Source organism: Enterococcus sp. 3G6_DIV0642 (assembly GCF_002140635.1).
GTDB classification, from domain to species: domain Bacteria; phylum Bacillota; class Bacilli; order Lactobacillales; family Enterococcaceae; genus Enterococcus_D; species Enterococcus_D casseliflavus.
Genome location: NZ_NGLH01000001.1, coordinates 2,624,158 through 2,648,576 on the forward strand (window position 1 = coordinate 2,624,158; position 24,419 = coordinate 2,648,576).

25 protein-coding genes and 2 tRNA genes are annotated in these 24,419 nt (G+C 43.3%); 3 read left to right on the forward strand and 24 right to left on the reverse strand.

The genetic code is table 11. The features are described from left to right. Nucleotides 1-116: 116 nt before the first annotated feature. The 7 genes from A5878_RS12645 to A5878_RS12675 all read right to left on the reverse strand — a co-directional run bounded on the left by A5878_RS12645 (nucleotide 117) and on the right by A5878_RS12675 (nucleotide 6,142). Complete coding sequence (locus A5878_RS12645; protein ID WP_060792863.1) at nucleotides 117-1,382, reverse strand: extracellular solute-binding protein; 1,266 nt, start codon at nucleotides 1,380-1,382, stop codon at nucleotides 117-119. A gap of 156 nt (nucleotides 1,383-1,538) precedes the next feature. Continuing rightward, the gene (locus tag A5878_RS12650; protein WP_005228774.1) at nucleotides 1,539-2,486 is read right to left on the reverse strand and encodes a LacI family DNA-binding transcriptional regulator; all 948 of its coding nucleotides are present in this window, start codon (nucleotides 2,484-2,486) and stop codon (nucleotides 1,539-1,541) included. 184 nt (nucleotides 2,487-2,670) lie between these two features. Then, the gene (gene hpf, locus A5878_RS12655) at nucleotides 2,671-3,228 is read right to left on the reverse strand and encodes a ribosome hibernation-promoting factor, HPF/YfiA family (RefSeq protein ID WP_005231866.1); all 558 of its coding nucleotides are present in this window, start codon (nucleotides 3,226-3,228) and stop codon (nucleotides 2,671-2,673) included. A gap of 137 nt (nucleotides 3,229-3,365) precedes the next feature. After that, complete coding sequence (locus A5878_RS12660) at nucleotides 3,366-3,842, reverse strand: ComF family protein (protein WP_228084615.1); 477 nt, start codon at nucleotides 3,840-3,842, stop codon at nucleotides 3,366-3,368. Between the two features lie 196 nt (nucleotides 3,843-4,038). Then, a complete protein-coding gene (locus A5878_RS12665) occupies nucleotides 4,039-5,349 on the reverse strand; it encodes a DEAD/DEAH box helicase (protein ID WP_086295650.1) in 1,311 nt (436 codons plus the stop codon). A gap of 106 nt (nucleotides 5,350-5,455) precedes the next feature. Next, nucleotides 5,456-5,776 (reverse strand): PTS sugar transporter subunit IIB, encoded by a 321-nt coding sequence (locus tag A5878_RS12670; protein ID WP_005228768.1) that lies wholly within the window; start codon nucleotides 5,774-5,776, stop codon nucleotides 5,456-5,458. A 72-nt stretch (nucleotides 5,777-5,848) separates the two neighbouring features. After that, nucleotides 5,849-6,142, reverse strand: coding sequence for a hypothetical protein (locus A5878_RS12675; RefSeq protein WP_005228767.1), 294 nt, complete (start codon nucleotides 6,140-6,142; stop codon nucleotides 5,849-5,851). A gap of 110 nt (nucleotides 6,143-6,252) precedes the next feature. Here A5878_RS12675 and A5878_RS12680 point away from each other — a divergent pair, with 110 nt between their 5' ends. Beyond that, nucleotides 6,253-6,894, forward strand: coding sequence for a YigZ family protein (locus A5878_RS12680; RefSeq protein WP_060792867.1), 642 nt, complete (start codon nucleotides 6,253-6,255; stop codon nucleotides 6,892-6,894). Nucleotides 6,895-7,087: 193 nt separating this feature from the next. Here the strand turns inward: A5878_RS12680 and A5878_RS12685 are convergent, their stop codons facing one another. Further along, entirely contained in the window at nucleotides 7,088-7,795 is a 708-nt protein-coding gene (locus A5878_RS12685; RefSeq protein ID WP_060792868.1) for a GntR family transcriptional regulator, read from the reverse strand. 198 nt (nucleotides 7,796-7,993) lie between these two features. Further along, nucleotides 7,994-12,220, reverse strand: coding sequence for a 2-hydroxyacyl-CoA dehydratase (locus A5878_RS12690; RefSeq protein WP_060792869.1), 4,227 nt, complete (start codon nucleotides 12,218-12,220; stop codon nucleotides 7,994-7,996). Nucleotides 12,221-12,394: 174 nt separating this feature from the next. Here A5878_RS12690 and A5878_RS12695 point away from each other — a divergent pair, with 174 nt between their 5' ends. Further along, nucleotides 12,395-13,000, forward strand: a complete 606-nt coding sequence (locus A5878_RS12695; RefSeq protein WP_005228762.1) for a TetR/AcrR family transcriptional regulator — start codon at nucleotides 12,395-12,397, stop codon at nucleotides 12,998-13,000. A gap of 49 nt (nucleotides 13,001-13,049) precedes the next feature. Here A5878_RS12695 and A5878_RS17545 read toward each other — a convergent pair whose 3' ends face one another. The 11 genes from A5878_RS17545 to A5878_RS12750 form a co-directional block, all read right to left on the reverse strand. After that, on the reverse strand, nucleotides 13,050-13,217 hold the full coding sequence (locus A5878_RS17545; protein ID WP_167823179.1) for a hypothetical protein: 168 nt from the start codon (nucleotides 13,215-13,217) through the stop codon (nucleotides 13,050-13,052). A gap of 153 nt (nucleotides 13,218-13,370) precedes the next feature. Next, a tRNA-Gln gene (locus tag A5878_RS12700) sits at nucleotides 13,371-13,442 on the reverse strand. Between the two features lie 4 nt (nucleotides 13,443-13,446). Next, a tRNA-Tyr gene (locus tag A5878_RS12705) sits at nucleotides 13,447-13,530 on the reverse strand. Between the two features lie 85 nt (nucleotides 13,531-13,615). Beyond that, on the reverse strand, nucleotides 13,616-13,849 hold the full coding sequence (locus A5878_RS12710; RefSeq protein WP_005228752.1) for a DUF2969 domain-containing protein: 234 nt from the start codon (nucleotides 13,847-13,849) through the stop codon (nucleotides 13,616-13,618). A gap of 126 nt (nucleotides 13,850-13,975) precedes the next feature. Continuing rightward, nucleotides 13,976-14,623: a CBS and ACT domain-containing protein gene (locus A5878_RS12715; protein ID WP_060792870.1), complete on the reverse strand. Its 648-nt coding sequence runs from the start codon at nucleotides 14,621-14,623 to the stop codon at nucleotides 13,976-13,978. 3 nt (nucleotides 14,624-14,626) lie between these two features. After that, the gene (locus A5878_RS12720) at nucleotides 14,627-15,328 is read right to left on the reverse strand and encodes an ABC transporter ATP-binding protein (protein WP_015510178.1); all 702 of its coding nucleotides are present in this window, start codon (nucleotides 15,326-15,328) and stop codon (nucleotides 14,627-14,629) included. Further along, nucleotides 15,328-16,104, reverse strand: a complete 777-nt coding sequence (locus A5878_RS12725) for an ABC transporter ATP-binding protein (protein WP_015510179.1) — start codon at nucleotides 16,102-16,104, stop codon at nucleotides 15,328-15,330. Before A5878_RS12725 ends, A5878_RS12720 begins: the two co-directional genes overlap by 1 nt. After that, nucleotides 16,085-17,062 carry a branched-chain amino acid ABC transporter permease gene (locus A5878_RS12730; RefSeq protein ID WP_005228744.1) on the reverse strand — a complete coding sequence of 326 codons (978 nt, stop codon included), beginning with the start codon at nucleotides 17,060-17,062 and terminating at the stop codon, nucleotides 16,085-16,087. The genes A5878_RS12725 and A5878_RS12730 overlap by 20 nt, the downstream gene beginning before the upstream one ends. A gap of 9 nt (nucleotides 17,063-17,071) precedes the next feature. Then, the gene (locus A5878_RS12735; protein WP_005228742.1) at nucleotides 17,072-17,950 is read right to left on the reverse strand and encodes a branched-chain amino acid ABC transporter permease; all 879 of its coding nucleotides are present in this window, start codon (nucleotides 17,948-17,950) and stop codon (nucleotides 17,072-17,074) included. Nucleotides 17,951-18,058: 108 nt separating this feature from the next. Further along, nucleotides 18,059-19,246 carry an ABC transporter substrate-binding protein gene (locus A5878_RS12740; protein WP_010749790.1) on the reverse strand — a complete coding sequence of 396 codons (1,188 nt, stop codon included), beginning with the start codon at nucleotides 19,244-19,246 and terminating at the stop codon, nucleotides 18,059-18,061. Nucleotides 19,247-19,530: 284 nt separating this feature from the next. Further along, nucleotides 19,531-20,412: an ROK family protein gene (locus A5878_RS12750; protein ID WP_086295651.1), complete on the reverse strand. Its 882-nt coding sequence runs from the start codon at nucleotides 20,410-20,412 to the stop codon at nucleotides 19,531-19,533. Nucleotides 20,413-20,639: 227 nt separating this feature from the next. On the opposite strand from A5878_RS12750, the gene A5878_RS12755 reads away from it, so the two are divergent. Continuing rightward, nucleotides 20,640-21,935 (forward strand): ISL3-like element ISEfa11 family transposase, encoded by a 1,296-nt coding sequence (locus tag A5878_RS12755; RefSeq protein ID WP_086295652.1) that lies wholly within the window; start codon nucleotides 20,640-20,642, stop codon nucleotides 21,933-21,935. A 123-nt stretch (nucleotides 21,936-22,058) separates the two neighbouring features. On the opposite strand, the gene A5878_RS12760 is transcribed toward A5878_RS12755, so the two are convergent. From A5878_RS12760 to murA, 4 genes are all read right to left on the reverse strand, one after another. Next, nucleotides 22,059-22,517 (reverse strand): N-acetyltransferase, encoded by a 459-nt coding sequence (locus A5878_RS12760; RefSeq protein ID WP_010749792.1) that lies wholly within the window; start codon nucleotides 22,515-22,517, stop codon nucleotides 22,059-22,061. 39 nt (nucleotides 22,518-22,556) lie between these two features. Then, the gene (yidD, locus tag A5878_RS12765) at nucleotides 22,557-22,832 is read right to left on the reverse strand and encodes a membrane protein insertion efficiency factor YidD (RefSeq protein WP_016608771.1); all 276 of its coding nucleotides are present in this window, start codon (nucleotides 22,830-22,832) and stop codon (nucleotides 22,557-22,559) included. 91 nt (nucleotides 22,833-22,923) lie between these two features. Continuing rightward, a complete protein-coding gene (locus tag A5878_RS12770) occupies nucleotides 22,924-23,100 on the reverse strand; it encodes a DNA-directed RNA polymerase subunit beta (RefSeq protein ID WP_005228723.1) in 177 nt (58 codons plus the stop codon). A gap of 21 nt (nucleotides 23,101-23,121) precedes the next feature. Further along, nucleotides 23,122-24,414 carry a UDP-N-acetylglucosamine 1-carboxyvinyltransferase gene (murA, locus tag A5878_RS12775; protein ID WP_016608772.1) on the reverse strand — a complete coding sequence of 431 codons (1,293 nt, stop codon included), beginning with the start codon at nucleotides 24,412-24,414 and terminating at the stop codon, nucleotides 23,122-23,124. Nucleotides 24,415-24,419 lie beyond the last annotated feature (5 nt).

Consider the following 24,419-nt stretch of genomic DNA (forward strand, 5'->3'; position numbering starts at 1 on the left):
CGATAGAAAACACTCTCGTCAAGCAATTTCTTGCGTGCTACGTTGCAAGGAATCCTTTTGACAAACATCCTCTATAGAATCGTCGACATGAATGACAGACCGTAATCGGCTAATTATTAGTATTTCTGCTCAATCGCTTCTTCGATTGTTTTGGCAGCATTATCCGCTGCTTCTTGAGGAGTCATATTGCCTGAACCTGCATCAAACAGCATGTTTTCAGCCCCTACCCAAACCTCAGACATTTCAGGGATATTTGGCATTGGTTGTGAAACACTGTATTGCTCGATCACTGCTTTTGCTACTGGATCATCAGAAGCAGCGACTGTTTCTTGAGCCATAATGTTCGCTGGAATATCATGACGCATGTCATACAATTTCTCTTGATTGGCTTCGTTGGTCAAATACTCGACAAATTGTTGAGAAACGTCTTTGTTTTGTGAGTAGTTAGATACCACCCACGCTTTTCCGCCGCCAAATGTTTCATAGTCGTTGCCGTTGTTTAGCGTTGGGATTTTCGCTACACCATAGTTGATGCCTGCTTCTTCAAAGCCGTTCACGCCCCATGGTCCATAAATGATAGCTGCTGTTTTGCCTTGATTGAAGTAATCCAACATCAAGTTTTCGTTGGCTGATACATCAAGCATTCCTTGCGGCCAGACATTTTGGAACCAATCAGTTGCATACGTGATTGCTTCAACAGAACCTTCGTTGTTCAGCCCTAGATCAGATGGATCTGTTCCTTCATCACCAAAGACATACCCGCCATGCCCCGCTAATAGACCATACGTATAATAAAAGTCCGTCCAACGAGCTAAGAAACCAACATTGTCATCGCCTTCTGCAAAACGATCATCTTTTGCTAGTTCTTCTAAATCAGAAAAAGTTGCTGGCGCTTCATCGATCAAATCTTTGTTATAGAACATGACAACTGCTTCAATCATTGCTGGTGCGCCATAGATCTTATCATCGATCGTTACCTGTTGCTTGTCGGTATCGCTGTAACGTCCATCATCTGGTAAAGTCATTTCTGCCAAATGCCCTTGGGAGCCTACTTGACCCACACGGTCATAAGGAGACATCGTAACATCTGGACCTTTCCCAGCAGGACCGTCTAGTTGAAGCGCATCCATTTGATCGAACATGTCCATTTCTACAACGTTGATGGTGACATCATTTTCAGATTCAAAGTCAGCTTTCACTTCATTGATATAATCAATATAGTCTGCGCCTACAGAGACCGTGATCGTTTTTTCATCGCTACCTGAACCTGCATCTGCATTACTACCATCGGTACTACCGCCGTTGCCGCCACACGCCGCAAGCGTTAACAACGCACTTCCTGAAACTAATCCTAGAGCTGCCTTTTTCCAATTCACTTTCATCCTGTTTACCTCCTGCAATTTGTAACTCTATTATGCAACCGGTTTCTTAAAATGGCAAACATTTTCTAAATGTTAGCGATAACAAAAATTGAAAAAGCCTTTAAATTAAGATATTGAGGAATTGAAATGAATTTGCGCAACCATTTGCTTAATTTTTCACCTTGTGGATTCACGAACCACGAGTTGCGGTAAAAAGCGCTGTTGTCGCAGGCTCGTATCGTTCTGTTCAATTTTTTGAATCAGTAATTCACCACAAGCTTCGCCCATCTCAACGATGGCTTGCTTCATAGTCGTCAACTTGGGCGAGCTGACCTGATCCAGGAATACCCCGTCGTAGCCGACAATCCCAAAATCCTTTGGTATCTGCGCGCCAATCGACTGCAAGCCTTGATTGATGCCTAGTGCCAAACGATCCGTCGCACAAATAAAACAAGTATTTTCCGCAAATTGCTCCTTCTGTGCTGTGATAAAGGTGCGGGCTGCGGAAGAACGGTTCTCAAAACGATGGATTTTTGGTGCTTGTCCTGTTTTTGTGACTGTATCTATGTACCCTTTTTCTCGACTTTTCGTAAATGCTTCTTCCAACTCTAAACCAATATAGACCAAGTGTTGATAGCCAGTATCGAGGGCGTGTTTACAAGCAGAAACGATCCCTTGGTAGTTGTCACTGTCAACAAAGCTGAATCCAGCTTCATTTTCACCAAATAGAACGACGGGTTTCTTCAAATTTTTTATCCAGTCCATATCCTTTTGGCGAAATCCCGTAATGATACAACCATCTGCTGGGCCACGATCCACCCCATCCGTCGTAACCAGCTGCAACGAATAATGCGCTTTGCCGATGGAACGAGCGATCCCCACTAATAAATTCATATAGTATGGCTCCGTCGTGTCCATCTCCTCTAAGATATACACTTTGATGATATGAGAACGCTTGGAAACTAATGATTTGGCAGCAATATTCGGTTGATAATCCAGTTCCAGCATTGCTTGATGAACGAGCTGCTTTAGCTCTTCGGTCACTTTATCTGGATGGTTGATCACTCGAGAAACGGTCATTGCGGAAACATTTGCTTTTTTGGCGACATCTGCTAACGTAGTCATGATTCACTCTCCCTGTATGATTTCATCTATAGTATAACACAATAAAACGAAAGAGAAACAAAGCCAACTTTTATATAGAAAGATTTCTTGCTTCATTCCAAAAGATAAAAAAACAGAGCAGCTTCTCAGCTACTCTGTCAAAAAAGACTTTTTTGGGGGTGTCGAGAAAAGGATCCCACACGTGTTAATCCGTTTCGATCAACCCGTATTTACCATCTTTCCGACGATACACAATGCTCGTTCCATTCGTTTCCGCATCTTCAAAGATAAAGAAGTTGTGTCCAAGCATGTTCATTTGTAAAACAGCTTCTTCACTATCCATTGGTTTTAAAGACAAACGTTTTGTACGTACGATGTCTAAATCAGAACCATTGGTTTCTTCATCGTTTGCTTCAGTTGTGAACAAATCACCATCTGTTGGCGGAACCAACGCTGTCTCACGAGATTTGCGATTGATTTTTGTTTTGAATTTGCGGATTTGGCGTTCCAATTTGTCAACAACCAAATCGATACTAGCATATAGATCAGGTGAAGTTTCTTCCGCACGTAGAACTAGGAATGGTAAAGGAATCGTTACTTCTACTTTTGCAGTTTTTTCTGTATAAACTTTCAAATTAACGTGTGCTGTTGCTTCTGGCACATCATTAAAATAACGTTCTAATTTACCTACTTTTTTCTCGACGTAATCACGGATCGCTTCTGTTACCTCGATATTTTCGCCACGCACATTATATCTAAACATAAAAATTACCCCTTTCGTCTACCAGTAAAGAAGGAAAAGGACCACTCTTTTCTTCTTCTTAACTCTATTATATCGAACTCTTGGTCATTTGCCTAGTAAATCGAACAATTTTCTTTAAGCGTTTTCAAAATAACGTTTCAACGAGCAATAGAAAATGAACGAATCGACTGGGGGCAAAAGGACTGCAATGCTTCAGCTGCATGATATAACGTTCTACCGGTAGTATAAACATCATCCATCAACAATAATTTTTTCCCTTTGATTTCACACGCTACATCTGGCTTCACTGCAAAGGGTTGCGCCTCTAGTAATCGTTGCCTGCGAGAACGTTGTGCCTGTGGTGCGGTATCAACAACTTTCTCCAGTAACTCTTGAAATCTGACTCCGGCGGCTTCCAGCACAGCGGTGACTTGATTAAACCCTCGCTGTTGGTAACGCTCTGCCGATAGTGGGATGGGAATCAAACACTCATAGTCAAACCTGTTGAGTTTCTGTTTGATCACAGGCGCAAACGTCCCCCGCAACTGATAGTTTCCCATCAGTTTGTATTCGTGAAGCCAATCCTTCATTCCTTGATCGTAAGCAAATAGCGCTCGGTGCTGCAATTGTATCATGGGACACGTTTCTTCCCAATAGAGACAATCGCTGCAAAACTCAGTTTCTTTTTTTCCACACGAAGGGCAGCAGGTTCGCCAATCGATCACTGAAAACTGTTGGGCACATTGCGGGCACAATTCATTTTCTGGGATACGCCAAGGAGCCAACACCTCAATGATCGTTCGTTCTCTAGGAAAAGTCCTTTTACACCAACTACACACCATCGGTCAGCCAGCTTTTTGCCAATTGGTTCATTTCCTTGATTTCGTTGAGTGCTTTTCGGATCGCTTCCGTCATTTGGTCGTAGAAAAAAATGACCTCCCCTTCCGTATAGGCCCCTTTACGATCGACACGACCAGCAATTTGCACGAGCACCGATTTTGTAAAGACTGGATGATTAGCACCCAATACGATGACTGAGACGTTTTCAAACGTCACCCCACGCTCTAAAATCATCGTTGTAAACAACACCTTGTAAATCTGTCGACGAGCAGACGCTACTTTTTCGCTCCGTTTTTGATCTTGCGACGAAACGCTAGTCAAAGACCATGACGTGCCTTGTCGGCGGACAGCCGCTTCTACTTCCTTCATCAGCGCAATGCTTGGACAAAACACCAAGACAAAGTTTTTTTGAAGCAGCCGCTGCAACTGCAGCAGCAATGGTCGCAGCCAACGTTTTCTGCGATAAGCCTGCGCCCAGTGACTATAATGAACAGGTTTTGGAACGATCAATGGACGCTGATGAAACCGCAGCGGCATTTTCAAGACAGCGAATTTCCCACGAATTTCTTGCAGCAGTCGTTCTGAAGGCGTCGCACTTAAATAGATCAGACACCCGTTTTTGGCTAAGGCATTGTATAATCCGTAACGCAGCTGCGCATCGCCCTCGTAGGGAAATGCATCTACCTCATCCACCACGATCAGTTGAAAGCTCCGATAAAAATGCAATAGCTGATGGGTGGTGGCAATAAGGATGTTTGTGTAGCGATATGGCTCTTCTGATTTTCCATAAAGGAGCAAGCTTTCCTCTTGTGGAAATGCTTGCTGAATCCGCGGAAACAATTCACGACAAACATCGATCCGAGGTGAGACGATCGCCACTCGACCACCTTCTTGCCGAACGTAGCGGATCGTTTCAAAGATCATTTCGGTCTTCCCTGAACCCGTGACCGACCAAACAAGCGAGGATCGCTTTTGTCGACAATTAGACACCAATTGCTGGGAAATTTTTTGCTGAAACGGCGTCAATGCTCCTGGCCAGACGATGTGGTGATCAATGGCTGGACTTTCCGTAGGTTGAATCACCAGTCGCCCATTTGATGTGATCCGACCATAGCGAATACAGGTTGGACAGTAATAGCTGCCTATCGGTAATTGCACCGACGGCTTGCGGTGGGAAGAACCGCATCGCTGACAAACGATTCTCTGCCCCTGCTCGAGCATTGCCGGTCGAGAATCAAAGGGTTTTCCTAGATTCATTGTTTCATCTAAAACAAAAAATTGTCTTCCTTTTTGATTGGTCATAACATACACCTCAGTTTTAAGTACGCAAAAAAATCGGTTCAAGTACTTTTTGAAAAGTACTTGAACCGATTACAGGTTTCTTGTTTGCTTCAACAGCAGGTCTTGCTTATTCGCCGATCAATGTCAAAGCTTGATCTAAGACTTTTTCGCCGTTCATCATGCCGTAGTCTGCCATGTTGATTACTTCTAAAGGAATTCCTTTTGGCGCTAGACGTTTCTCAAAATCGCCTTTCATGAAACGAACTTGTGGTCCTAATAATAAAACATTTACGTCTTTGCTTTCTAAATGTTGATCTGCTTCTGAAGCGGAAACTGCAAAAATATCTGCTTCTAATCCTTTTGCTTCAGCTGCTTTTTGCATTTTTGTTACTAATAAGCTTGTACTCATTCCTGCAGAACAAACTAACATAATTGTTTTTTTCGCCATATCGAACACTCCTTGAATTTTAAGAATAAGATAACATTTCCTATCTCTAGTATAGAACAAGTTTGAAATTTGTCAACGCTTTCTATCCAGCAGCCAGTTTGATTTTACTAAACGGTTAAAAACGACATATTCTTTTTTTAAATTGACGAGGACTACCTCATAGCCGGCATTCAGCCACGCATAAGCCCCGTTTTCAGGATGTCGGTAATCATTTGCCCACCAATCCGTACTCGTGCGGGCACTTTTGGGCAAACCGGATGCTGGGAAAAGAAATTCATCAAACTGGGTAAAGGTTAACGTAATTTGTGAACCGCCGTTGTTTTTTAAATAGTGCGTGATCGTATCGTACTTTTTGCGTCTACCCAAAGCAACTGCCTCCTCTTTTTCAGGTCTGTGTTGGTGCCTTTTTCTTTCTTCTATTTGTAACTTTCCTTCCGATTGCCTATACTAGAAACATAAAGGAGGCGATCGTACGCGTGACTTATCGAACGATCCGACAAGATGGAGAAACGGAAATAGAAATCAAAAAATCGCGTTTCATCTGTTCGTTAAAACGAATCCAATCAGAAGATGAAGCCAAAGCGTTTATACAAGCCCTCAAAAAAGAACATTGGAAGGCGAATCATCATTGCAGCGCCTATGTATTGGGCGAAAACCATGAGATCCAACGCAGCAGTGATGATGGTGAACCTAGCGGCACCGCTGGAGTACCGATTTTAGAAGTATTGAAGAAAAATGACTTGATCAATATGGTCGCTGTCGTTACCCGCTACTTCGGTGGAACGAAACTTGGCGCTGGCGGATTGATCCGCGCTTATTCCAGTTCAGCTTCCGCTGGCATCAAAGCGGTGGGAATCGTCGAAGGCGTTTTGCATCAAGAGCTTGCATTGACCATTGATTATCCCCTTTTAGGTAAGCTGCAAAACTATTTAGAACTGCAGAACATCTACGTAAAAGACATTGCTTATACCGAGAAAATCGTTGTTACCTTAATGATTCCCGAAGCAACGCTTGCCGACCAAGAAGTCGCTTTGATTGATTTGCTGCAAGGGCAAGTGCAGCTAAACAAAGGCAAGACCGAATATGTAGAGCGCCTCATCGAGGAGCCAACCGAGTAACTATGCAGGACAAGCACCTGTCAGGTTTGCTCTTTTCCTCAAAGCACGGACTCTAATGCCGCTTGCTGCAGCGAATGCAGGAACGCCCAATCGTTGAAAAACCGAATTGACCGATGCGGAGCAACAGCACGTATGCTCGCAGTGTCCTTTCGGCTTTTTCGCGTCTTTTTTGTTTCCAGCCGTCTCAGGCAGCTTATTTTTCCATATAAAATTCGAAACGATTGCCGACATATTGGGTGCGCACATATTCAAATGGTTGCCCATCTTCAAATGAAGTGATTTGCCGCATACGTAAAATCGCATCGCCGCGTTTGATTTGTAAATAATCAGCAATTTGCTCGGAAGCGACCATAGCTGAGATCGTTTGCGAAGCGCCGCCAATTTTCCGCTGTCCTTTTTCTTCCAACACTTTATAGAGGGAAGAGATGATCTCCTCCTTGCTAAAGTCATGAATAAACTTTTCAGGGATACTCGCTACTTCAAAACAGATCGGCATATCATCCGCATACCGAATCCGCTCCATCCGTAAAATCGTTTCGTGTCCTTCTAATTGCAGCTTTTCCATCTCACTGGAGCTAGGTGCAGTCAAGAAATAAGCGACCGCTTTGCTGGAAGGCTTACGACCAAGAGAATTCATAATTTCGGTAAAACTCGTCGTGCCCGTCATTTTCTCCTGTACTTTTTGGCGAGCCACATAAGTGCCAGAACCGATTTTGCGCTCAAGAATCCCCTCATCCGCTAAGGTTTGGATCGCTTGCCGCAACGTCATGCGACTCACGCCGAATTGTTTTGACAACTCCCGTTCTGAAGGTAGACGATCCCCGATTTTGTATGTATTGTTTTCGATATTGGCTTTGATTTGATCATGAATCTGGATATAAACAGGTAATTTTTCCACCACTACACATTCCTCCGTTCCCCTCCTATTATAACTGGTATATACCTAAATAGCTAATAAAAAAAGCAAAAACTGCTCAGTTTTTCTCAATTTGTGCGAACTCTTTCCCCATTTTATAGGCAGAAAAAGAAGTTATCACAAATTGTCCAAACAAGAGCAGTCTCTTTGCTTTTAAATTGGTTCGGTCGCTGGCTTGAGAATTTATTCAGCCAACGCTTTATTGGCAGTTGCCATGAGCAAGCGAATGCGATTCAATTGATTGACGATCGAGACACCTGGATCGTAATCAATCGCTGCAATGTTCGCCTGCGGGTATTGACGACGTAATTCTTTCATAACACCTTTTCCTACCACATGATTGGGCAGACAGCCAAATGGTTGCAGACAAATGATATTGTTGACATTATTTTCCAACAGATCAATCATCTCACCGGTCAAGAACCAGCCTTCTCCCGTATGATTGCCGATGGAAACAATCTCGCTCGCTTGCTCGGCAAGCTGATGGATCGAATGAATGCCCTCAAAGCGCGTTGACGCCCGCAACGCTTTATCCATTGGTTTTTGGAGCCGTTCAATCGCCATGATCGCAAAATCAGCGATCATTTTGCTTTTCTTCGCCATCCCCAAATGCTCGTAGCGCCAAATCTGATTGTAGAGGGAATAATTCATGAAGCCGACAATATCTGGTACGACCGCTTCCGCTCCTTCTGCTTCTAACAGGCGAACGACATCATTATTGGCAGTCGGTGAATACTTCACTAAAATCTCTCCCACGACACCGACACGTGGCTTCTTGATAGCATTTAACGGCACTTGATCAAAGTCTTGAATGATTTTCTTCATATTGCGATTAAAGAGACTGAAGGAGCCATTGCGGACATTTTTGGCAATTTTTTCCAGCCATTCTTGGTGGAGCCGATCGACAGCCCCTGCTTCTTGCTCATATGGACGGGTGCGATAAACGACTCGTTCAAAGAGATCCCCGTATAAAAATGCCACCGCCAAGCGTTTCATCATCGGCAAGGTAAAGCGAAAGCCCGGATTTGATTCAACACCAGTATTGCCCATCGAAATAGATACCACCGGTACTTGCGGAAATCCTGCATCGTTCAATGCTTTACGTAACAAGGGAATATAGTTCGTTGCGCGACACCCACCGCCCGTCTGGGTCATCAATACGCTGGTGTTTTCGACGTCATATTGCCCGCTTTGTAGCGCTTCTACCAGCTGTCCAATGGAAATGATGGCCGGGTAGCAGGCATCGTTATTGACAAAGCGCAAACCGACATTGACTGCTTCTCGATCTTCACTGGGCAGACAGACCACTTGATACCCAGAAGCCTGCAAAGCGACATCTACTAATCCGCTTTGATGGATGGGACTCAACATCGGCAATAAGAGCGTGTGCTGCTTGCGCATTTCTTTGGTAAAAATAATCTTTGCTGGTTCCTCGTATTGCTTTTTAGGAACAAAGTGCTGTTTGTCCCGTTCGTTGACTGCTGCTTTCAAGGAACGCAACCGAATCCGAATCGCCCCAAGGTTTGCACCCTCATCGATTTTCAACACCGTATACAGCTTGCCATATTGCGCCATAATCTCTTCGACTTGATCGGTGGTCACTGCATCGATCCCGCAGCCGAAGGAGTTTAATTGAACCAATTCTAACTGCTTGTTTTTCGCCACCACTCGTGCAGCCGCATACAACCGTGAATGATAGACCCATTGATCCACGACCCGCAGATCGCCGACATTTGCTAAATGAGCAATACTGTCCTCGGTCAGTACATGAAAGCCTTCTTGGGTAATGACTTCCGCTATCCCATGGTTGATTTCAGGGTCCAAATGATACGGTCTTCCAGATAAAACGATCCCTTTTTGGTTGGTCGTCATCAGCATTCGCAGCGTTTCTTCTCCCCGTTGCGCAATATCTGCTTTGAACTGATCTAGTTCCTCGAAGCCGCTGCGCAGCGCTTGGGCAATTTCGTCTTCAGAAAAACCAAAATCTTGAAACGTCCCCATTAAGGTTTTGACCATTGAGGCTTCATCTGCCAGATTTAAAAATGGACAGCGGTAGTCAACCGCCCCTTCACGAATCGCATCGACGTTGTTACGAATCACTTCTGGATAGCTTTGTACGATTGGACAGTTAAAATGATTTTCAGCGGCAGTGTTCTCTACTCGCTCAAAAATGACTCCTGGATAAAAGATCAACGGTATGTTTTGATCGATCAGTGCTTGGATGTGTCCATGGGCTAGTTTGGCTGGGTAACAAACGGTATCGCTAGGAATCGTTTCGATCCCTTGCTCATATAGTTCTTTATTAGAACGCGGCGACAAGGTTACCCGAAACCCTAACTGGGTGAAAAAGGTATGCCATAGCGGATAATTTTCATAAAGATTCAACACTCTTGGTAAGCCGATTTCCCCATGGAGGGCATCTTTTTTACGCAAAGAACGGTACTTGAACAAGCGGCGGTATTTTTCATCCACGAGATTGACTTTGCGGTCTTCTTTTTTGATTTTGATCCGCGCACCACGTTCGCAGCGATTCCCCGTAATGAATTTTCGACCATCCGAAAAGAGGGTCACGGTTAATAAACAATTGTTTTCGCAAAGCCCGCAATTTGTAAATTCTTTTTCTGCTTGAAAATCGGCCATTTCTGCAGGAGACAACAACGTACTGACATCGTCGATCGCCGCTTCTTCTAACGCGATCAACGCCGCCCCATAAGCGCCCATCAAGCCAGCGATCGATGGTCGTACGACTTCACGGCCGCTGATCAATTCAAAGGCGCGTAGAACCGCTTCATTATAGAAAGTCCCTCCTTGGCAGACGATTTTCTCGCCAAGATCTTCGGGGCGCCGAACCTTGATCACTTTATAGATAGCATTCTTTATGACCGAGTAAGACAAGCCAGCCGAAATGTCGCCAACAGACGCTCCTTCTTTTTGGACCTGTTTGACTTTTGAGTTCATAAAGACGGTACAACGCGAACCCAGGTCAACCGGCGCTTGGGCTTTTGTCGCTGCCAGCGCAAATTCTTTGACATCCTGATTCATAGATTTGGCAAAGGTCTCAATGAACGAGCCGCATCCTGACGAACAGGCTTCATTTAGCTGAATCGAAGAAAGTGCACCGTCTTTGACTGTCATCGCCTTCATGTCTTGCCCACCAATGTCCAAGATAAAATCAACCCCTGGCTGGAAATGTTCAGCAGCTTTGTAATGGGCCATCGTTTCGACTTCACCGATATCGACCTTCAGTGCATGTTTGATCAGATGCTCACCGTACCCTGTGATCGTTGACTTTGCGATGTAAACGTCAGAAGGCATCTGACGATAAAGCTCTTGTAAAACCGCCATCGTTGTCGCTAACGGCTCGCCTTCATTGTTGCCATAAAAAGAAAACAACAAATCCCCTGCATCATTGATCAAGACGACTTTCGTTGTCGTTGATCCAGCATCGATACCCAAATAAGCAGCACCTTTATGCTCCGACAAAGGTTTTTCTGTAGCAACCGCTTGGGCATGGCGGGCACGAAAAGCAGCCAGTTCTGCTTCGTCTTTGAATAAAGGATCTAGCGTATCTGTTGGCGCAAGTGTGCCGTCTTCTTCATTGGCTAAGCGGTCGCATAGTACAGAAAGCTGCTGCGCTTCTTCTGCATACAGTGCAGCCCCCATCGCCACAAACAGTTCTGGATTCTCGGGAAAAATGATATCTGCTTCTTGCAAGTTCAACGTATCGATAAATCGTTGACGCAATTCCGACATAAACGTCAGTGGACCGCCTAAGAAGGCTACCTTGCCTTTGATTTTACGACCAGCAGCTAAGCCAGCAATCGTTTGATTGACCACCGCTTGAAAAATACTCGCAGCAATGTCCGCTTTTGCCGCTCCTTCATTGATCAGCGGCTGCACATCAGTTTTGGCAAAGACCCCGCAGCGTGAGGCAATCGGATAAAGGGTTTGGTATCCCTTGGCTAGCTCATTGACCCCATTGGCATCCGTTTTCAATAAAACCGCCATCTGATCAATAAACGCACCGGTCCCACCGGCACAACTGCCATTCATCCGCTGCTCCAACGCACCTTCAAAAAAGGTGATCTTCGCATCTTCACCGCCTAATTCGATCGCCACATCCGTTTCTGGGATCACTGTCTCGACTGTTTTGGTACAAGCGATGACCTCTTGGACAAAAGGGATCCGCAAAACTTCTGCCAGCCCCATTCCGCCTGATCCGGTAATCGCCAGCGCAACTGGCTGATCTTGGATTACTGCTTGCGCTTCTTTAATAATTTTTTCCGCTGCCTTTTGGATGTCTGCATAGTGTCGTTCATACCTTGAAAAACACGTTTGATTGCGTTCATCTAACAGAACCATCTTGACCGTTGTTGAACCGACATCGATGCCCGCCTTATATTTTTTCATTTGTTGCCTCCATCTAAACAACACTTTGTTGATTATCTAACAAGCCGTTTGTTATAATACTTATGTTCATTGTAATTCTTTTAATTGATAATTCAACAAACAATTCCAACGAAGGTGTGGGATAAACAACAATTAGACGTTTTTTGTCGTTTATTTTGAAAGGAAATTCACAATATGAAAAAATTGGATTTACGTGTCAAACGAACCAATAAGTACATTATTGAAGCCTTTATTCGCTTAGTTGAAGAAAAAGGCTTCGAGCAAGTGACTGTCCAAAATATCGCAGACGAAGCCATGATCAACCGCGCGACCTTCTATGCCCATTACAAAGACAAGCAAGACTTGTATGAAAAAATATTTGACTTGGCCGTCGAATCTTTTACCTCGATCCTTGACTTTGAAGATTTCGTTCAAGGCAATCGAATCAAGATCCGTAAAATCGAAGCGGCCATGACCGAACTTTTTTTACACATTCAAAAGAATCGCTCTTTTTATTTGACGATCATGGATGCCTCTGCCATTGAGATCATTCGTAAAAAACTGGGGCTGATTTTAACGGAACGGTATCAAGAGATCTTTTCAACCTTGAAGATTACAGAAGGCGATCTTGAAGTGCCCTTAGACTTCATCATTGATTATATGACCTCAATATTTGTTGGCACGCTGCATTGGTGGCTAACGGCAGAAACAACGATGCACGCCGACCATTTAGCAAAACTCGTCATCAAACTAGTGGCAAACGGTCATCTAACTGTCTTGGGGATTGAAATTGAGGAATAAAAAAAGAAACTGCCTATATGCAGTTTCTCTTATGCTAATTGCCCTTTAATCAATGATTTTTTGCGCGCCATTTGATCGTGTCTTTTGTCTTACGCTGTTTAGTTACTTTGATTCCTTTTGAAGCCACACGAATCGCATAGTCTTCCTTTTTGACAACGTCATAGACATGCTCTGCAACTTCCGTTACTTTTTCTTTTAGATTCAGTTTAAATTTCATGTGTTTTCATCTCCCGAATGCTTTACTACTAGCGTATCGCAAATAAAAAAAATCTTCAACTTATAGCCCTTCCTCAAACCAAAAAAAATAATGGTTAAATAACGAAAAAAAACAGCAAAACTACTTGCTGTTTTTTTCTGCGTATTCATCTGACTGGGGTAGCTGGATTCGAACCAACGCATGACGGAGTCAAAGTCCGTTGCCTTACCGCTTGGCTATACCCCAATAATGGTGGAGGAGAGTGGATTCGAACCACTGAACCCTAAGGAACGGATTTACAGTCCGTCGCGTTTAGCCACTTCGCTACTCCTCCAAAAGGTTTTTCTCAAACCTGACAATAGTTATAATACCGAAAAAGATAACAAATTGCAAGAGCAAAAAGTAAATTTTTCTAGAAATTATTCATGTAAATTCCATTGGCGAATAATCATCTCGATCGCAGCTTCTAAACTTCTGCTTGAACCTAGATCTTCATCCCCTAAAAAGCTTTGAAATTCTTTCGGTCCAGTCGTTAAAATCTCACCGATACGTTTTTTACCAATAAATAATTCATTGACGGTATAGTCTTTGCCATGAATGGCTTTCGTTGTTTCTTCAATACGGACTTCGATATCTTTATTTTTCTTAGACATGATTGCACCTCTTTCTTTACAGCACCTTCCTATTTTAACAGAAAACCAGCAAAAGAAAAAGAAAATCTCATCTGGAACGAAAAAAAGTAGTCAATCGTTACGATCGACTACTTTTGCTGCTTTGTCTCATTTCTGGTTCGTCAAGACAGCACTGGTTACGGTATACCCCGCATCGCTTAAGATTTTCTCAATCGCTGCGACTTGGCGCGACTCTACTTGGATCTCAACAATCGTTTTTAGCGCCATCCGATTGACTACGATGGTCAAAATACTCATCTGATGATCGGCAAGCAGCTTGGTCACGTCTGCTAACACGCCTACATGGTCATCCGTGATCTCGATGGACACTCGGGTTCCACCATCATGGTAGCCAGTGATTTTCAAAAAGGCATCGAAAATATCATTGTTGGTAATGATTCCCACTAGGGTATCATCATCCATGACTGGTAAAACCCCCACGTTTTCACTACGCATGACGGAAATGGCGTCCTCTAATAGTGCATCTGGTTCAATCGTGGTCACTTTTTTCAACATGATATCAGCGACAGTCGTTTTATTTAAGAGATAGTTCATTTCATAAACGCTTAAGCTTGTCGCTTTTGAGGGAGTTGCTTCAGCGATCGTTCCTTCTGTGATCAACCCTACTAATTTATCATCGTCAACGACGGGCAGACGGTGGATATCGTGCTGCTTCATTAAATCTACTGCATCAAAGATCGGTGTCTGCGAATCGACGGTGACGACCGTCTTCGTCATAAAATCACTTACACTCATTGTTTAGCCTCCTAGATACGCTTTTCTTACTTCATCACTTGCTAGTAATTCTTCTCCAGTACCTTCTAAAACGATTTTCCCGGTTTCTAATACATAGCCGCGATCGGCAATCGATAAAGCCATTTTTGCATTTTGTTCAATCAGCAGCACAGTCGTTCCTTGCTGCTTGATTTCTTGAATGATTGAAAAAATTTCTTTGATAAAAATCGGTGCCAAGCCCATCGAGGGCTCATCCAGCAAAAGCAAGCGCGGTTTTGACATCAATGCCCGCCCCATTGCCAACATCTGCTGCTCACCGCCAGATAATGTCGACGCATCTTGCGAGAGGCGTTCTTTCAATACAGGAAACTTGCGGTAAACTTGTTCATAGTCTTCTTTGACACCACTGTCTTTACGCAAGAAGGCGCCCATCTCTAAGTTTTCTTGAACCGTCAATCCTGAAAAGACGTGCCGCCCTTCTGGCACTTGCGACAAGCCGTTTGCGACGATTTTTTGCGGTGCTTCTTTCTCAATTCGTTTTCCTTCAAAAGTGACTGAGCCATTTGAGGGGCGGATCAATCCAGAAATCGTCCGTAAAATCGTGGTTTTCCCTGCACCATTGGCACCAATCAGTGAAACGATCTCCCCTTGATTGACGTGGAAGGAAACATCATGGACCGCTTGGATCATGCCGTAGTGTACACTTAAATTTTGAATTTCCAGCATCAGATTTCCCCTCCTAGATAAGCTTCGATCACCCGCGGATTGTTTTTGATCTCTTCTGGTTCACCGTGGGCGATGACTTGGCCGTATTCCAGCACATAAATCCGTTCGCACACTTCCATGACCAAACTCATATCATGCTCAATCAAGAGGATCGTCAATTGAAAATCTTTTTGGATCTTATAGATCAGCTTTGTCAGTTCTGTTGTTTCTTGAGGATTCATCCCCGCAGCCGGCTCGTCAAGAAACAGAATTTTTGGTTCTGTAGCCAATGCGCGTACGATCTCTAACCGACGCTGCTCGCCATAAGGCAAATTTTTCGCTAACGTTTGACTTTTGCCATCCATATCAAAGATCCGTAACAGCTCTAAGGCTTTTTTCTTCATGGACGCTTCGTTTTTGTAGTACTTTGGCAAACGCAGGATGCTAGTCAGCAGTCCTTCTTTATGCTTACTGTTCATAGCAATCAAGACGTTGTCCATCACAGTCAAATTTTTAAACAAGCGAATGTTTTGGAAGGTTCTTGAAAGACCTAAATCTGCAATTTTATAGGGCTTCACGCCATTTAAACGTTTTGGCTTCCCTTGGGTCTCAAAAAGCACTTCCCCTTCACTAGGTTCATACACACCTGTCAGGAGATTAAAGAGCGTTGTCTTGCCAGCACCGTTTGGTCCAATCAATCCGACCAGTTCATTGGTATCTAAATGGAGGTCTACATGAGAAACAGCAGCTAAACCGCCAAAGTTTTTCGTTAAGCTTTTAACTTCTAATAGAGGCATCGTTGTCATCCCCCTTTTTTCTAAATTTATCCAGCAGTCCTTTTACGGAGAATTCCCATGTCCCTAAAAGTCCGCTTGGTTTAAAGATCATGATGATGATCAAAGCCAATGCATAAATGATCATGCGCAAATCAGAGAAGCCTTGCAAGTACATATTTAAGATTCCTAGCACTACTGCCGAGACAACTGCTCCTGTGGTACTCCCAAGCCCTCCAAAAACGACGATGATCAATACATCGATCGATTTCATAAAACCGTAATCTCGTGGGAAAACCGACTGCTGATAGCTGGCATAAAGGGTACCAGCAATGCTTGCCATCACTGCCCCCATTACAAACGCAATTACCTTGTATTTCGTTGTGTTGACCCCCATTGATTCTGCAGCGATCTCATCTTCCCGAATCGCTAAAGTCGCCCGACCTGGTCCGCTATGGATAAAGTTTGACACGACAAGAATCGATAAAACGGCAAAGAGAAAGACGATCTGCCAATTACTGAATTGGGGCAATCCGAAAATTCCTGCAGGACCATTGGTCAAGCCTCGTAGGTTCACCAACAAGATCCGAATGATCTCTGCCACACCTAAGGTAGCGATCGCTAGATAGTCGCCTTTTAAACGGAGGGTCGGAATCCCAACCACTAATGCGACTGCACCTGAAACCAGCATCCCCACCAGTAAACCAGTTAAAAAGCCGCCAAAGGTTGGATTGCTTGCCGACAGGATCGCGCCAGCATAAGCACCGATTGCCATAAATCCAGCATGTCCTAAGGAGAATTGCCCTGAAAAGCCGATGATCAGATTCAAACTGACTGCCAAGATGATATTGATTCCGATATTGACGATGATGGCATCAGAGAACAAATTGATCATTCCGCCATTGTAGGCTGCAAATAATCCAAAATAAAGAATAGCTGCCAGAGCGAGCCAGATTAAGTTGTAACGTAAATTCTTTTTCATTTCTGCCACCTACACTTTCTCTTTGATATTTTTGCCGAGGATCCCAGCTGGACGAACCAACAATATAATTATTAAAATGACATACACTAAAGCATCCTTATAATCAGAAAAACCAAGCGCTGTCGCTGCTGTTTCCACCAAACCGATCACAAAGCCACCTAAGGCTGCTCCAGGAATGATCCCGATCCCGCCAAGAACCGCTGCAACAAAAGATTTCAGACCAGGAACGACGCCCATTGATGGATCAATGGAATTATAATACAAACCGATCAGCATCCCGCCAGCTGCAGCCAAAGCCGAGCCTAAGGCAAAGGTAAAGGAAATCGTTCGATTGACATTGATCCCCATCAAACGCGCTGCATCTGCATCAACACTTACTGCCCGCATCGCTTTTCCCATACGGGTCTTTTTCACGATCAATTGCAAGAGAATCATTAAGGTAACCGAAACAGCCAAGATCAATAACTGGACATTACTTACTTGAACAAACCCGATGGAATAAGTTTGTCGTTCAATCGCTTGCGGAAAGGGGCGCACATTGGCTGAAAAGAAAAAGATCATGACATTTTGCAAAAAATAAGAAACCCCGATTGCCGTGATCAGTGCCGAAATTCGCGTGGAATTGCGTAAGGGACGATACGCTAAAAATTCGATCGTTACCCCAAGAGCTGCACTGGCGATCATTGAAATGAACAACGCGGGGAAAAACCCTAATTGCCATTGATTGATCAAAAAGTAACCGATAAAACTACCGATCATGTAAACTTCTCCGTGGGCGAAGTTGATCAACTTGATGATGCCATACACCATCGTATAACCCAACGCTAACAAGGCATAGATACTGCCTAGAAACAAGCCGTTGATCAATTGTTGGATCATCATTTCCATATACTCACTTCCAATATCATTTATTATGGTCATTCTTTTAGAGAAAAGAAACTGAGACAAACACATCAGGTCTGTCCCAGTTTTCACTGCCAAACAACTGCGGGTTTTTTAAGGTTCCACAGTGTCTGCTGAGGTTTCTTTCCCGTCAGTCAATCCTAAAACAACTGCTGATTTTTCAGGGTTATGATTTTCATCCATCGTGATTTCACCGGTCACACCGACAAAGTCTTTCAGTTCAGACAAACCAGCTGCGATCGCCAATGAATCTGCTGAGTTTTGATCTTCGATCGCTTGTTTGATCATATAAACAGCATCATAGGCTAATGCATTAAAAGCAGAAGGCTCTTTGCCATATTTTTCATTGAAAGCTGCCACAAACGGCTCAACTTTGTCGTTTGCTGGTGCTTTGGTAGAGAAGTGACCTGTATAGTAAACATTGCTGACATTTTCTGCACCAGCTGTTTGAACCATTTTTTCATCACCGAATCCATCCGCACCAATGATTGCTTGATCAATTCCTAATTCTCGCGCTTGCTTGATGATCAAACCAGCTTCTGTGTAGTAGCCTGGAATGAACAAGACATCGAAGTCGACATCTTTGATTCTTGTAAGAACTGCTTGGAAATCTTTGTCGCCTTCAGTAAAGTTATCCTCTAAGACGATTTCGCCTGGGTAGCTTTCTTTAAATGCTTCCGTCAAACCAATTGCGTAGTCACTTGAGTTATCACCCAAGATTACGGCTTTTGAAGCATCCAAATTTTCTGCTGCATATTTTGCCAAGATTGTTCCTTGGAAGCTATCTTGGAAACAAGAACGGAACGCAAATTCTTGGACTTTTCCACTGGTGTAAGTAATCGCATCATCGGTACCTGAAGGAGTGACCATCGGTACTTGGGCTCTCGTCACATTCGGTAAAGCCGCCTTTGTGGCACCTGAAGTTGCTGGTCCAATAATGGCAACGACTTTATCATTGGTTGCTAAGTTGGCTGCTACTGTCGCAGCTTCATTGTTATCTGATTTGTTATCTTTCGAAATGATTTCAATTTGTTTTCCAAGAACGCCGCCGGCAGCATTGATTTCTTCGACTGCTAAGTCGATCCCCTCTTTTTCAGCCGTCCCATAAGCAGCAACTGCTCCAGACAACTCTAAGTTGGCACCAATCTTAATGGTATCTCCCTCTTGTTTATTGCCACCTTCAGCAGCACCACTGCTATCCGTTGGTCCACCTGTTGGTCCTGCACTACAAGCTGTCAATAAAAACAAACTCGCAAACAAAAATGCAAATTTCTTTTTCATAATTTTCCTCTCCTTTACTTCCCCTGAATATGTTATCCAATATACTGAAAAATCTAGGAAATGTCAACGAATTATCAGAATATTTCACCTATTCAGAATTTATTTTTTTCGCCGATAAAAAATGGTGCTTTTAAAACATTGATCCAGCAACAATGGAATCGCTTTTCTAATTTTCGGATAAAAAGAAAAGCAAGCAAAGGTTTTTCCCCTTTGCTTGCTGCCGATACGCTTTGATTTGATACTTTTTTTTTCAAACGGACGTTTGAAAACATTACATCCTCATGTTAGCGGCTATTTCGTGGATACAATGCTTGAAAATTTGCCGCCGCCCCAACTAAATTGGCATCATTGCGATAGTCACATAGCTTGATCAGTGGGACGAAATCATTTAATGCTTGATTCGCCAACATTTTTTTCAAGCGCTGGTCAACTTCTTCTAACAAGCCTTTTTTGGCACTGACACCACCGCCGATAATGATCACTTCAGGATCAAAAGCAAACTGAATACTGAACAGTCCTTGTGCTAAATAGTTGTAAAATTTATTGACTTCCTCGATCGCAATGGCATCGCCATCTTCTGCACGTTGAAAGACCTCTTCACCGGTAATCGTCGTTCGATCCACTCCGATCCGATCACAATACCGCCAGGCCATCTGAACCGCTGTCCCTAGTTGCGAAAATGTTTTGCCTTGATCTAGGATCATCAACCCAAATTCGCCACCGTATAAATGTGCCCCACGGACTAGCTCACCATTTTGAAACAGGGTACCGCCAACGCCTGTTCCGATCACAACGAAGGCTGCTTGCTGATACTCTTTGCCCGCTCCTTGATAAAATTCAGCCATCCCAGCGCAATTGGCATCATTTTCGATGGTTACGGGTACCCCAAACGCTGCTTCGAGTTCTGAGTAAATATCAAACCCATGGATATAAGGGATCGCACTAATGCCGTCGATCCGCCGTTCTTGGGCATTGACCGCACCTGGCGCACTGATTCCAACGCCTTCAATCTCTTCATCTACGCTTGCCCTCACTTGCTGCAGCTGTGCTTTCATTTCCTCCCAAGTATTTGGAGTAGTGAACTTCCCTTTACTCACCAAAGAATCTTGTGCCCAGACGCCATATTTTACTGCTGAACCACCCATATCAAAGACTAAAATCGCCATTTTTTTCCCTCAATCCTTTATTATTCTGATACTGTCTATTTTACCGCAAGTCAGCGCTTGAAGAAAGCGATTTCCGATGACAAGAAAAAAAGGCTCTATAATTTATGGGACTGATGAATCAGAATTGATTCTTCAGCCCCATTTTCATTTTAGGTATTAAAAAACATATCGTTCTCTAGTATGATTAAATCACCACAAAATAAACAACTGAGAGGACGATATGCTATATGAATGATTCTATCAAAAAAATGCTGAGAATAATAGAGAAAGATTTGATGATTACAGAGGTCTCTTACGAGACCCTTCAGAAGAAAAAGACGTTGGTCGTCGATGCTGTTCTCTCGCCTACTCCTCGTGCTTGTAGAAGTTGTGGTTCTACTGTGGTAGATGGAAACGGGAAAGCAATTATAGTGAAAAATGGGAAGAAGGAAACGATTGTCCGTTTTGAACAATACAATCATATGCCTTTGGTTATGCGCCTAAAAAAGCAGCGCTATACCTGTAAAAACTGTCGCACCCATTGGACTGCTCAAAGTTATTTTGTCCAACCCAGACATTCAATCGCAAATCATGTTAGATATAAAATTGCTTCTTTACTGACTGAAAAAGTATCTTTATCTTTTATTGCGAAAAGCTGTCAGGTATCTTTGACCACCGTTATTCGTACATTGAAAGAGTTTAAAAGCTATTTACCAAAGCAATCTAAGAAGATTCTCCCAAGAGTATTGATGGTTGATAAATTTCGTTCGCATGCTTCCATAGAAGATAAAATGAGCTTTATTTGCGCAGATGGCGAAACAGGAAAATTAATAGATGTTTTGCCTACGCGTAAATTACCCCGATTAACAAGCTATTTCTTAGGTTGTACCAATCCGGAAGAAGTAGAATTCTTGGTGACAGACATGAACGCCGCCTACTTTCAGCTCACCAAACGTGTTCTGCCAAATGCGAAAGTAGTGATTGATCGGTTTCATATTGTCAAACACATGAATCAAGCGTTCAATGAGTTGCGTATCCGTGAAATGAATGAACTTCGTAAAGCCGGACAGAAAAGCCAGGCAGAAAAACTGAAAAAGAACTGGCGCTTTTTGCTAAAAAATCGTGCAAACATCAACCATTATGAATACAAAACATGGAAAAGTTTCCGAGCACCAAAATACCCATTTCTTACTGAAGCAATGATGATTGATCGATTGCTTGAGTTTTCTCCGCCCCTAAAGGAGGCGTATCCCTTTTTTCATGAATTAGTTGAAGCCTTTCGAGACAAAGACCCTGACTTATTTTTCTCCTTATTGGCAGAACTTCCCGAAACGTTAGATGACAGCTTTCGGGAAAAGCTTCAAAACCTTCTTACCCATGAAGAAGGCATCACCAACGCAATGATCTATCCTTATTCCAATGGAAAAATAGAAGCGAAGAATACCCACATAAAGACAATGAAACGAGTATCCTACGGATTTAAATCATTCGAGAACATGAGAATTAGAATCTTTTTGATCAATCAATTAATCAAAGTGAGATAACAAAAAATCTGAGCCAGAATGAGGTTCATTCTGACCCAGATTTGATTTTGCACAACTCATCAGTCCTTATTGACAAAGAGCCGAAAAAAACAGTCTCATTCACTTAGACTGTCTCTTCATCCATTAGAGTTGTTTTTCCAAAATCACTTGATCGAACAGCTGCTGCCCATTCTCAAAAATCGGTTCGACATAGTGGGTGGTGAAATAATTCTTCACCCGCTCTTTTTCAACATAGCCTTGCTTTTGGTACAAAGTCAAGGCTGCAGAGGGCAGACTACCAGTTTTGATCACTACGATCGGCCGTTTTGCCCCGAGGCGCTGACTGAGGATCGCTTCTTCGGCAGCTTGCAGCAATTGACGACCGATGCCCATTCCTTGCTTTTCTGGCGAAACGGCCACATTCATAATCTCCCAGTTCTTGCCTTGATTTTGATAAACTAGCACACCAATCATTTCTCCAGCTTCTTCATAAACAAGTGTTTGGCTATTATATAGATAGCTTTCTACGACTGCTTTATCAGGATCTGCATCCAGCAGCAACGCCCAAGGATACGCTTCATTAGGGGCGATTGGACGAATCATGGCTTTTTGGCTCCTTTTTTATATTTCTGTTGATTCCTTTTAACTTTTCCGATAACGGTACGTTGGTTTGACTTTGTCTTTCGTATTTCGTTTTAAAGTAAACGTCTGGGGTACGTAATCTATTCCGCCTTTTACAAAGGGATGGCAGCGTAAGATACGAGCTACCCCCATCAAGCCTCCTTTGGCTGCTCCATGGACTTGGATGGCTTGGATCATGTATCCTGAGCAAGTCGGATAATAACGACAGCTAGGAGGAAATAATGGGGAAATAAAACGTTGATAGAAACGAACAAAGCCGATCAAAAGTTTACTCATTCCTTGCCAGCCTTTCTTTTTAGCGTACGATTCAGTAAAGATAGATAGAAAAAACTAGGACTCAGCACGTGGCGTAAGTCCTAGTTATGGTTTATTTCATAAACTCAAAGATATGATTCCAAAGACTTGGAGAGAATACTTTAAAAGGACTGCCGTCACCGATCACTCCATAACCAATCATCGTTCCTGCTAGGAACAATAAAATAGCTAATAAAATGACGATTAAAATTTTTATCAAGCTAGTTAAAATATAACGGTTCAACTTCACTTTTTTTCTCTCCTACTCCTATTAGGCGTTAACTGGTACGACTTCTTCTACTGCGTCAGAAACTCGTTCAACAGATGCCCCTAATTGTTGCAATTTTTCGTGGAATTTGTAGTAGCCGCGATCCAAATATTTTAGATTGCGAACACGCGTCCGTCCCGTTGAACGCAAACCTAATAAAATCAACGCTGCTGCGGCACGTAAATCTGTCGCATAGACCAGCGCACCTTGTAATTCATGACCGCCTTCGATCACTGCAACGTTGCCGTCAATTTTTACATGGGCATTCATGCGACGCATTTCTTCTAAATGTTGGAAACGATTCTCAAATACCGTTTCATTCACAACACTCGTTCCTTGCGCTAATAATTGAATAGCAGACATTTGCGCTTGCATGTCCGTAGGAAAACCTGGATGTGGCATCGTTTTTACATCAGTCGCTTTCAAGCGTTCTGGTCCGACCACACGAATCCCTTCAGCGACTTCAGTCACTTCTGCACCCATTTCGATCAATTTTGAAATCAATGGACGATTGTGCTCTGAGATCGCATCTTTAATAATAACGTCTCCTTGAGTCATCGCTGCTGCAACCATAAAGGTTCCTGCTTCGATACGGTCTTGCACGATCGAATGATCTACTGCATGCAGGTGTTCGACACCTTCAATACGCATCGTTTCGGTTCCTGCACCAAAGACCTTGGCACCCATTTTATTCAAAATGTTTGCTAAATCAACGATTTCTGGCTCACGAGCGACGTTTTCGATGATGGTGATGCCTTTAGCTTTTACGGCAGCCATCATGATATTTTGCGTTGCGCCGACACTTGGGAAATCCAAGTAAATGCTATTGCCTTTTAACTCATCGGCGATCGCTTCTATGTATCCATCTTTTTGGATGATTTGCGCGCCTAGTGCTTGAAATCCCTTCAAATGTAAATCAATTGGTCGTTTGCCGATTGCACAGCCGCCAGGCATTGCCACTTTGGCATGTCCATTACGGGCTAACAAAGGCCCCATGACTACGATTGAAGCGCGCATTTGGCTCACATACTCATACGGTGCTTCGATTGCTAATTCTTGTGACGCATCGATCGTCATTGTGTTGTTTTCTTCTTCAAAATCGATTGCGACATTTAAATGCCGAATCACTTCTTTCATTGTTAATACATCGGAAAGGATCGGTACATTTGTTAATGTCGTTGTTCCTTCTTCCGCTAATAAGCTTGCCGCTAAGATAGGTAGAACAGCATTTTTTGCCCCTTCGATCTTCACTGTTCCAGTTAATCGATTACCACCTTGAACGATCATCTCTTCCATTTATG